10 protein-coding genes are annotated in these 9,764 nt (G+C 67.7%); 5 read left to right on the forward strand and 5 right to left on the reverse strand.

Annotation, left to right across the window (positions count from 1 at the left end; all coding sequences use genetic code 11):
• Positions 1 to 258: 258 nt before the first annotated feature.
• From VF643_RS10780 to VF643_RS10790, 3 genes are all read left to right on the forward strand, one after another.
• Entirely contained in the window at positions 259 to 864 is a 606-nt protein-coding gene (locus VF643_RS10780) for a hypothetical protein (RefSeq protein WP_331043393.1), read from the forward strand.
• Between the two features lie 163 nt (positions 865 to 1,027).
• Positions 1,028 to 1,450, forward strand: coding sequence for a response regulator transcription factor (locus VF643_RS10785; protein ID WP_331043394.1), 423 nt, complete (start codon positions 1,028 to 1,030; stop codon positions 1,448 to 1,450).
• Between the two features lie 249 nt (positions 1,451 to 1,699).
• Entirely contained in the window at positions 1,700 to 2,794 is a 1,095-nt protein-coding gene (locus VF643_RS10790; RefSeq protein ID WP_331043395.1) for an IS630 family transposase, read from the forward strand.
• 78 nt (positions 2,795 to 2,872) lie between these two features.
• On the opposite strand, the gene VF643_RS10795 is transcribed toward VF643_RS10790, so the two are convergent.
• The 3 genes from VF643_RS10795 to VF643_RS10805 are packed head-to-tail and all read right to left on the reverse strand — an operon-like array spanning position 2,873 to position 6,104.
• Positions 2,873 to 3,730, reverse strand: a complete 858-nt coding sequence (locus VF643_RS10795; RefSeq protein WP_331043396.1) for a glucose 1-dehydrogenase — start codon at positions 3,728 to 3,730, stop codon at positions 2,873 to 2,875.
• The gene (locus tag VF643_RS10800; protein WP_331043397.1) at positions 3,727 to 4,767 is read right to left on the reverse strand and encodes an SDR family NAD(P)-dependent oxidoreductase; all 1,041 of its coding nucleotides are present in this window, start codon (positions 4,765 to 4,767) and stop codon (positions 3,727 to 3,729) included. Before VF643_RS10800 ends, VF643_RS10795 begins: the two co-directional genes overlap by 4 nt.
• A complete protein-coding gene (locus tag VF643_RS10805; RefSeq protein WP_331043398.1) occupies positions 4,761 to 6,104 on the reverse strand; it encodes a cytochrome P450 in 1,344 nt (447 codons plus the stop codon). The genes VF643_RS10800 and VF643_RS10805 overlap by 7 nt, the downstream gene beginning before the upstream one ends.
• A gap of 54 nt (positions 6,105 to 6,158) precedes the next feature.
• On the opposite strand from VF643_RS10805, the gene VF643_RS10810 reads away from it, so the two are divergent.
• Positions 6,159 to 6,710, forward strand: coding sequence for a hypothetical protein (locus VF643_RS10810; protein ID WP_331043399.1), 552 nt, complete (start codon positions 6,159 to 6,161; stop codon positions 6,708 to 6,710).
• A 324-nt stretch (positions 6,711 to 7,034) separates the two neighbouring features.
• Positions 7,035 to 8,333, forward strand: coding sequence for a nicotinate phosphoribosyltransferase (locus VF643_RS10815; protein WP_331043400.1), 1,299 nt, complete (start codon positions 7,035 to 7,037; stop codon positions 8,331 to 8,333).
• 316 nt (positions 8,334 to 8,649) lie between these two features.
• Here VF643_RS10815 and VF643_RS10820 read toward each other — a convergent pair whose 3' ends face one another.
• Both VF643_RS10820 and VF643_RS10825 read right to left on the reverse strand, forming a co-directional pair.
• On the reverse strand, positions 8,650 to 9,282 hold the full coding sequence (locus tag VF643_RS10820) for an SGNH/GDSL hydrolase family protein (protein WP_331043401.1): 633 nt from the start codon (positions 9,280 to 9,282) through the stop codon (positions 8,650 to 8,652).
• Positions 9,283 to 9,565: 283 nt separating this feature from the next.
• Positions 9,566 to 9,764 (reverse strand): erythromycin esterase family protein (locus VF643_RS10825; RefSeq protein ID WP_331043402.1); only part of this gene is annotated, 199 nt, incomplete at its 5' end.

Raw genomic sequence — 9,764 nt, forward strand, 5'->3', positions numbered from 1 at the left:
CCGGCCCGACCCGGAAGATGCCCTTCCATCCGCGCCCATTGCTCATCCGTCAGCGTCCGTCTGCTCAAGGCCTGGCTCCTTCGCCAACCTTGAATCAGACCTGCCACCCAAAGGGAATCCCCTAAATGCAGACAGCCCCTAGTGCTGTCGCATGCCGAGCACGGCTATCGTCGGTTCGATGATGGCGATCTGGCCGCGCCGACGAGTTGTGCACGCTGATCGGCTCCATCACGCGCGCGCGACGATTACGTGCGCGGCATGATGGAAGAGCGCCTTCGGATCGCGCGCGACCTCCATAACGATGTCGGTGCGCGGCTGATGACCAGCCTTCATCGCAGCGATGGCGCGGCGATGCGCCAGGATGTGCGCGACGCGATGGCTGATATCCGCCTAATCGTCGGCAATCTGGCGGGCGACACGCGGCAGCTGGGTGAGGTATTGGCCGACGTCAGGCATGAGGTCGCGACGCGGCTAAGCGCGGCCGGCGTCGCGCTCGACTGGCCGGTGGAGACGACGGCGATGAGCTTGCCAGATATGCTGTCGGGGGCGGACGCCCGGCACCTTACGTCCATCGTTCGCGAATTGGTGAGCAACACCATCCGCCACGCACAGGCGCACGTCATCGTCGTCACTGCCGACGCGACAACGACGAACCTTTCGCTGGTCGTCGCGGATGACGGTACGAGCCGCCGAGCCCCGCAGGACGGCAACGGCCCCGATAACATGCGACGCCGCGCTGAAGCGCTGGGTGGCGAGATCGTTTTCACTGGTCCGCCCGAATTCAGCGCGATCGTGTCGGTGCCGCGTGGGTCGTCGCACGTCTCCCCCGATGACGGGATGGCGGCTTTGGTCGATGCCATGTAGCCAATCGGGGTGGGGACCGGCAGCCAACTCTGATCGTCGAGGATCTGGTCGAGACCGCGCTTGGCTGGCGGAGATCGGGCGCGCGACGTTCGGCGTAGAACCCGCGCTGGTCGGGTCGCTGGGCGCAGCGCGGGCGTGGTGCGCGCGACGACAGCGCGGACCTTTGACCGCGCTCATCGACATCGGCCTGCCCGATGGCAGCGGGCTGGAGTTGATCCGCGAACAGGCGGACCAGGGCGACGCGACCATCGTGGTCACAACCATCTTCGACGACGATGACACACTGGTAGGAGCGTTCACAGCTGGCGCGCATGGCTATCTGCTGAAGAGTGCCGGCCCCGACGACGTGGCGGAGCGGCTGCGTGACTTGCAGGCAGGAGAGATCGCGATATCCCCGTCGATGGCGCGGCGGCTGCTGGGGCGGTTTAGACAAACTGCCCCAGCCGAGTTCGCAGCGTTGACCGCACGCGAAACCGACGTGCTGTCGGTTATCGGACGCGGCCTGACGCTGGCCGAGGCCGGCCATGCTCTCGGCATCTCGGGTCACACGGTCGGCGCACACGTGAAGACGATTTACGGAAGCTAAACATCGCCTCGCGTGCCGAAGCGGCGTTGGAAGCCCGGCAGCGCGGGTTAGCTTGAAAGGGTAAGCGCCCGAATCGCTTGCACGAGCGCGTCGCGCAGCGACGGGATCGGGCGCGCCTGTCGGCGCGAGCGCGGGCGCTGCCGAATGTGGCCCTCAAGCCTGATACCAAGTTTCGGAAAGGCTGACTCGCGGTGGGTTGCGCGGGCGGGGCTGATTTGATTCGGTTGGGCGAACGATCAGGAGTTTGCCATGCCGATGCCGCTGCGCCTCGACTATGACGCGGCTTCGACGAGGGCAGCGGCACGTGCGTCGAAGGATGGAGCGCAGACGCGTCGATTGCTGGCGCTGGCGGCGATCTACGCGGGCAGCAGCCGGACCGAAGCGTCGCGGATCGGCGGGGTGACGGTACAGATCGTGCGGGACCGGGTGATGCGGTTTAACGCGGCAGGACCGATGGGGCTGATCGACAGGAAGGCACCTGGCCAGCCGTCGCGGCTGAAGGCGGAACACCGCGCTGCGCTGGTGGAGATCGTGGCGCGCGGCCCGGACTCGGCGGTGGACGGGATGGTCCGCTGGCGGCTGGTCGACCTGATCGCGTGGCTGGCGCGCGAGTTCACGCTATCGGTGTCCAAACCGACACTGAGCCGCGAGTTGCGGGCACTGGGTAACCGCAAGCTGTCCGCGCGTCCGCGGCATCACGCACAGGACGCAGAGGGGGTCGAAGCCTTCAACAAGGGGGCTTTGCCGCTGCGGTGGGACAAGGTCCGCCAGCACTTGCCGCCCGACACCCCGATAGAGATATGGTGGGCCGACGAGGCAAGGGTCGGGGCAAGGGTCGGGCAGAAGAACAAGATCACCCGGCGCTGGGCGAAGCGCGGCACGCGACCGTCGGCGCCGCACGACCAGCGGACCACATCGGCCTACATCTTCGGTGCGATCTGCCCGCAGGAGGGCAAGGCCGCCGGCCTCGTCCTGCCGTTCTGCAATACCGACACGATGAACCTGCGCCTGGCCGAGATCGCCAGCGCCGTCCAGACCTGGCTCGCGCAGATCGGCGTGAAGACGCTCTACATCGCGCCGGGCTCGCCCTGGGAGAACGGCTACAATGAGAGCTTCAACGGCCCGCTTCGCGACGAACTGCTCAATGGCGAGATCTTCTACAGCCTTGCTGAGGCAAAGGTGCTGATCGAGGCGTGGCGCCGTCACTACAACACCGTCCGGCCGCACAGCAGTCTGCGCTACCGGCCACCGGCTCCGGACGCGGCGACACCGCCATTGCCGGCCTCTGGTTCCGCTTCGCTCCACCTCCAGCCGCCAATGGCGGCAGAGACGACAATGCACTAACTGTCTAACCGGACCACCCGGTGGGGGCTGCTCAGGGGCGGGAGTTGGTCGCGTCGTTAGTCATGGTAGAAGGTCACTTCAAATGATGGGCTTGCCGCCGGTCACCGCGACGGTCGCGCCAGAGACATAGCTGGCCTCGTCCGTCGCGAGCATGACGTAGACGGGCGCGAGTTCCTTGGGCTGCGCGGGTCGGCCGATCGGCGTCTCCTGGCCGAACTTTTCCACCTGCTCGGGCGGCATGGTGGAGGGGATCAGCGGCGTCCACACCGGCCCCGGTGCGACGCAGTTCACCCGGATACCCTGCTTCGCCAACAGCTGCGCGAGGCCGCCGGTGAAGTTCTGGATCGCGCCCTTGGTCGTCGCATAGGGCAGCAGCGTCTGCTTGGGCGTGTCGGCGTTGACGGACGTCGTGTTGATGATCGCGCCGCCCGCCTGCATGTGCGGCACCGCTGCCTTCGCCAGGTAGAACATGGCGTGCATGTTGGTGCGGAAGGTCGCATCCCATTCCTCGTCGGGGATCTCGTCCAGGGATTCGAACGTCATCTGGTGCGCGGCGTTGTTGACCAGGATGTCGATGCGGTCGAACGCCTCCACGGCCTTGTCGACGATCGCGCGGCAGTGCGCGGCCGCTCCGATGTCGCCGGCGACCAGCACCGCGCGTCTGCCCGTCTGCTCGATCCAGCGCGCGGTCTCCTGCGCGTCCTCGTCCTCGTTCAGATAGGCGATCAGCACGTCCGCGCCCTCCCGCGCATAAGCGATCGCGACCGCGCGGCCGATCCCGCTGTCGCCCCCGGTGATGATCGCAGCCTTGCCCTCCAGCCGTCCGGTGCCGCGATAGCTCTCCTCGCCGTGATCGGGCCTGGGGTCCATCTCGGCGGTGGTGCCGGGCACCTCCTGCTGCTGCGACGGAAGGGGCGGGGTGGTCTCTTCGGTCATGGTTGTGTCTCCTTCAGTGATTTTGAATCGGACCTGCGGGCACGGTCCTCGGTTTTCATCCGCATGCGTACGCCGCCGTGGACCCGGCGGCCTTCGTCCATCGGGGTGTGCACCGAACCTGGGGTAGGCGGCGTCGGCGTGCCCTTCGCGATCTCGGCGCGGTGGATGTTGGCGGAGATGTGCTCGGTCAGGTCGGGAAACAGATGGTGCGCGGTGTCGGCCAGCTTGGCCTTCCAGCCAACCGGCAGTTCCTCGCGCGGGTGGATCGATACCCAGACGAGCGCTCGCACGACCTTTTCCGGTCCGTCCAGCAGGACCATGCGATCGGCATGGCCGGCGTAGTTGGCGGTGTGCTGGAAGAAGGGCGTGTCCACCGCCCACGGCATCACGGTGGCCACCTTCACTGTGCGGGAAAGGCCCGCGTGCCGGATCTCCTGGTTCAGCGAGCGGCCGAGGCTGAGCACGCCCGCCTTGGTCGCGGCATAGGTCGCGTGATAGGCGAGCGGGATCTCGCTCTCGACCGATCCCATGTTTACCAGCGTGCCTGAGCGCTGGGCGATGAACCGGCGCAGCGCGACATGGCTGCCGTAGACGACACCTTTCAGGTTCACATCGACGATGCGCGAATAGTCCGCCACCGGCACGTCCCAGAAGCGCCCCACGGCGCCGACGCCGGCGATGTTCATCCACACGTCGATCCGGCCGAACCGGCGCTCCGCCGCCTGCGCGAGCGCCTCGACCTGATCCGGCGCGGCGATGTCAGTCGGCACGACCAGCGCCTGACCCCCGGCCTGGCGGATCTCGGCGGCGACCTCCTCCAGCAGGTCGGCGCGGCGCGCCGCGATCACGACGTTCGCGCGGCGCTGCCCGAGCGCCACCGCGGCACCCCGGCCGAACCCGCTCGACGCACCGACGATGACATAGGTCCTGCCGGCCACGCGCTCGGTGTCCGCCCGGCTCAACTGCGTGGAGGCGGCGCATCCGCCGAGCGCCGGCCCGAACGCGAGCATCAGGGCCCATGCGACATGCTTCAGCACCGTGCCTCTCCGAACCGCAGCTTGAGGTGATCCAGGGTGGCGGGAAGCGGCCGGTCAGGGTCGAGCCGGAACCCCACCGCGTCCGTCCAGCCGCCCTGCACGAGCGCCGCGAGCATATGGCTTGCAAGGAGTAGTACGAGGTTGCGGCCCGGACACACCGCCGGTCCGGCGCTGAACGGGGCGAGCATCCAGCGCTCCGCGGCATCCGCGTCCATCCACAGCTCGGGCGCGAAGCGGTTCGCAAACGGCAGGCGCTCGTCGTCTCGCTGGAGGAAGGGGACCAGGATGAGGATACCCGTCCCCTTCGGCATGATGGCGCTGTCCCAAGCCACATCCCGGGTCGTCTCGCGCAGGATCATCGGCGTCGTGGGCCAGAGCCGGACCGATTCGAGCAGACAGGCGCGGAGAAAGGGCAGCACCGGCTCCGCCGCGGCAGCCTCGTCGGCGGCACGGCGCAGTGCGTCGGGGTGCGCGGCAAGGAGCGCGAGCGCGCGCAGCGTGGCGATCCCCGCGGCGTCGAACGCGAACAGCCATTGCGGCACCTGCCCGGCGGGCGCGGCGTCGCGGCCCGTCGCCATGCCGGCGAGCAGCCCGGCGATGCTGTCCGGCTCGGCACGCGCGAGATGGGAGCGCAGCCGAGACTCGAAGCACCGGCGGAGCCGCGTGCGCCGGGGCTTCATGAACGCCCAATTGGCGTCGCGCCGCAGCCGGTCGAGCTGCTCGGTCAGATCGCGGTCGTTGCGTGCGCCCTCACCCAGCACGATCCGCCGGACACCCGCAAACCAGGCGTCGTGGAAGGCATGCCAGCCGAACGTCCCTTCGGCATCTGCTCCGCTCATCAGCACCTCCGCCTCGCGACGGACCGCCTGGGTGAACACCGAAGCGAGGCGATGGCAGGGACGGTCCGTGTCGAGCGCGGCTTCGTTCAACCGCCGCCGCTGCGCCCGTGCGTGTCCGTGGGAGATGAGGACGCCTTCCGGCTGGAAGTGCGCCAGCGCCGCGCGCTTCTCGCTGCTCGCGGTGGCGAAGGGCTCGGGCGAGCCGTCCAGCACGCGTCGGACATGCGCGGGATCGAGCAGCACCGCCTGCGAGCGCCCCGGCAGCCGCAGCATGAGCGGTCCGGAGCCATGACGCGCCCGCAGCCGCTGAAGGCGGCGCACCGCTCGCCGGTCGAGATCAAGCCGCTCCGCCAGCGCCACCATCCACGGACGGCGAATGATGGGCCCCTTGGCGAAGTTCGGCGCGACCACCCCGGCCAGCACGCCGCACGTGTCGGCCAGCCCGAGGCGGGGCAGCGAGGGCGCGAGCGGCGCCCGGCCGATCGCATCGCTCGACACCCCGCCTCCGACCAGCGCTCCGGGCGCTTCTCTGCGGCTGCCGATCAGCGGGGCGTGCTCGCGCCGGTGGCGGCGTTGCTGGTCGTGCGGCCTGAGCGCCTGCCCGTGCTGCGGCCCTGGGTGCTCCGCGTTCCCGTGCTGGTCGCGGTCGGCCGCCGGGTGCTCACGCCCGATGAGGCGCCGGTAGAGCCCGAGTTGCCGTTAGCCGTCGATCCGTTCGCGTTGCGGTCCGGGCCGCCGGCTGCACCGGTCAATGCCGTTGATCCCGTCGAGCCATCCGTCGTCGCCGTCGATCCGCCGGTGGTCCCGCCCGAGCCGGTGCTCGTACCCGTGGACCCGCTCATGGTGCCGGTCGACCCGCCAGTCGTGCTGGTCGGGGCATTCGTGCTCGTAGACCCGGTTGTGGCGGTCGAGGCGGTAGTGGCGCCCGTCTGCCCTCCCGCCGTGCCGCCGGTCTGGGCAACGGCGCCGGCCGCCATGCCGATCGACGCCGCCGCCAATGTGATCGCTGTCCAACGCATCCTCATTCCCTTTCAATCGGAGAGAACGGCAAAAACGAAGGACAGCTTGGACCGGCTCCCTGTACGGGCGGTAAAATCACGCTAACGCAAGATGATAGCCTATGTTGGCCGACGCCGCCGTGTCGCGCGCACGCGCCCCCAGCACCTCGATGCAGGCAGCACGTGCTGCACTAGGCGGCGGTCCTGCCACGAGATCACCGGCAGGTGGAATGCCGCCGATCGCGTTTCGTCCTGATCAAGATCAGGCAATTTCGTAGCTGCCGGAGACGCGACCGAATCGTTCTTCAGCGACTTGGGTTAGGAGATCGCGCTAAGCTATGGGTGAGGTTCGTCGAGCGTATCGGGTGGTGACGGGCAGTCTTCCCGCCGCGGTGAGTTTCGCACGCTGCTGGCAAGCCGGTGCCGGCGCATGATGGACATCGCGCGCCGTGTTCATGATCACAGCTGGCGGCTCGACCCGATCGTGCGAAGTCTGCTCGACACCGATTTTTACAAGCTGCTGATGCTGCAGATGATCCGCGACCTGCATGGCGATGTGCAGGCCACGTTCACGCTGATCAATCGCAGCGGGGGTGTCCGCCTGGCCGAGATCATCGACGAATCCGAGCTGCGCGAGCAGCTCGACCATGCCCGTACGGTTCGGCTGAGCAAAAAGGAGCTGATCTGGCTCGCCGGCAACAGCTTCTATGGCACGGAGCGGATGTTCGCCCCGGACTTCCTCGCCTGGCTCGCCGCTTTCCGCCTGCCCGAATACGAACTGCGCACCGTCGACGGCCAGTTCGAACTCCGCTTCGAGGGACCCTGGACTCACACCAGCATGTGGGAGATTCCTGCACTAGCCATCATCAACGAGCTCCGCTCGCGTGCGGTGCTCCGCCACAAGGGGCGGTTCGCGCTCGATGTGTTGTACGCACGCGCCAAGGCGAAGCTCTGGAGCAAGTTGGAGCGGCTGCGCGAACTTCCCGATCTCGTCCTCTCCGACTTCGGTACGCGGCGGCGGCATGGCTTCCTGTGGCAGCGCTGGTGCCTGGAGGCGCTCAAGGAAGGGCTGGGGCCGCGGTTCATCGGCACGTCCAACGTGCTGCTCGCGATGCAAGGCGACCTGGAGGCGATCGGCACCAACGCGCACGAGCTTCCCATGGTACTCGCTGCGCTGGCAGACAACGATGCGGAGGTTGCCGCCGCGCCGTACCGCGTGCTGCGGGAATGGCAGGCGCATTACGGCGGCAACCTGCTGGTCGTGCTGCCCGACGCGTTCGGCACCGCCGCCTTCTTGAGCCACGCGCCCGATTGGGTGGCGGACTGGACCGGGTTCCGGCCCGACAGCATGCCGCCGATCGAGGGCGGCGAGCAGATCCTCGCCTGGTGGCAGGCGCACGGGCGTGATGCCCGCGAGAAGCTGCTGATCTTCTCCGACGGCATGGACGTGGAGTCGATCGAGGCGACACATCGCCACTTCCACGGCCGCGTGCGGTTGAGCTTCGGCTGGGGCACGAACCTGACCAACGACTTCCGCGGCTGCGATCCGGACGGCGGGCGGGGCCTCGAGCCGATCTCGCTGGTGGCCAAGGTCACCAGCGCCAACGGTCGGCCCGCGGTCAAGCTCTCCGACAATCGGGCAAAGGCGACCGGCGATGCGGCCGAGATCGAGCGCTACCTCAGCATCTTCGGCGGCGGCGCGAGGCCCTGGCAGGAATTGCGCGTGTGACCGGCCTCCTGCCCCCGCTGCGCGCCTGACCTGACCAATTCGCGTCGACTTCGCCAGGTTCTGCAAACTTGGGTCGGTAGCGCCGCGGCGAATGGGACGTACGCGCGTCGCTCTGCCTCACCACAACGGGACGTAGCGTCATGAAGCCGTCAAGTGAGCAGCATTTTTTTCGCTACCTTGCGCCGCCACATGGTCGACGTGATCGACATCGCATTCGACCTAGCCAGCGAGGAGATCAAGCGCCCGGCGCCGGGTGCACGGCTCCGCGAAAACGCTTCCTTGCAAGGACGCTGATCTAGCGAGCGACTGGCGGGCCTCAGACCCACACGAAGGACGCCGGCCGCTCCGTCACGCTGCCACGAACCATGGCAGCCATGGCGGCTGCGATCTTGTCGCCGCCGCGTGAAGAGGGTTCGATCGGGTTGGCATAGTCCGACGGCTCGTCGCAGATCAGGCGAAGGTCGATAAGCGACAGCCCGCGCGAGAAGGCGGCGCGCGTAATGACGTCGTTGAACAAGGCGAGCGCCGTGACGACCAGACGCCGCTGCGGCTGCGGGTAGTTCGCATCATAGATCGTGCAGACGGCGGTCGGGAGCCCAAGCTGCCGGACTGCATCGATCATCGCGGAATAAGCGGCGGCGAAGGTCGACTGCGCCTGCGCCAGCCGCTCGACCGCTTCCGCAACGGAGCCGGCGCGTTCGCCCAAAATGGAGGCATGGCCGAGCGCGTCGTTACCCCCGACCGAGATAACCAAATGGGTTGCGTCCGCAGGCACATGCTGGAGCTGCCGCATCCTGACATCGGTGGTGACATGGCCGTCGACGGCGAGCAGCGTAACCTTTCCAGGAACGCCCAGACGCGCCTGCAATTGCTGCCGGACGTCGGGCCCGGGCGAGACGTAGACCCGGTTGTCGAAGATGGAATCCCCGAGCAGCACGACATGCTTCATGATCTGTCCTCGTCTTGCCCGGCCGCCTAGCCGAGCTGGTCCGGAAATGCGAAGGGCCGCCTCTTTCGAGGCGGCCCTTCCATTGTCAGCCGATCGCGGCTTGTCGTCAGGCGACGACCCCCGCGGCGGAGGTCGCGTCCATCAGGCTTGCCGCGAGCGGCGTGAGACAATGAGACATTCGACCACCTCCTTTCCGTTGTTGAAGAGTAAAAGGGAGATGGGAGCATTTCGTTGAAATACAAGCACAGATGGAGCGTTCCCAGCACGAGCGTCCGGGTGCCGTTCACAGCCCGAATGGGTATGTGTCGTCCGCCTCGGCCTGCTCAGCGCGCCCCGCCGACCCGGGTGCGGGCAGGGGCGTGACGGCACTGGTCGTGTCGAACCAGACGAAGGCGTCGAACTGGGCTGGTAGACTGGCCGACGAATAGTGACTCCAGCGCTCGGTGTCCGGCCGGTAGATGACGCCGATGAAGCGCTCCAGC

Origin of the sequence: Sphingomonas sp. (assembly GCF_036387595.1) — a bacterium.
In the GTDB taxonomy this organism is placed as follows: domain Bacteria; phylum Pseudomonadota; class Alphaproteobacteria; order Sphingomonadales; family Sphingomonadaceae; genus Sphingomonas.

Coding starts and splice junctions, on each gene's coding strand:
- VF643_RS10795 (WP_331043396.1), bottom strand. CDS start 3,730: ATGACCGAAGAGACCACCCCGCCCCTTCCGTCGCAGCAGCAGGAGGTG.
- VF643_RS10815 (WP_331043400.1), top strand. CDS start 7,035: ATGATGGACATCGCGCGCCGTGTTCATGATCACAGCTGGCGGCTCGAC.
- VF643_RS10820 (WP_331043401.1), bottom strand. CDS start 9,282: ATGAAGCATGTCGTGCTGCTCGGGGATTCCATCTTCGACAACCGGGTC.
- VF643_RS10780 (WP_331043393.1), top strand. CDS start 259: ATGATGGAAGAGCGCCTTCGGATCGCGCGCGACCTCCATAACGATGTC.
- VF643_RS10790 (WP_331043395.1), top strand. CDS start 1,700: ATGCCGATGCCGCTGCGCCTCGACTATGACGCGGCTTCGACGAGGGCA.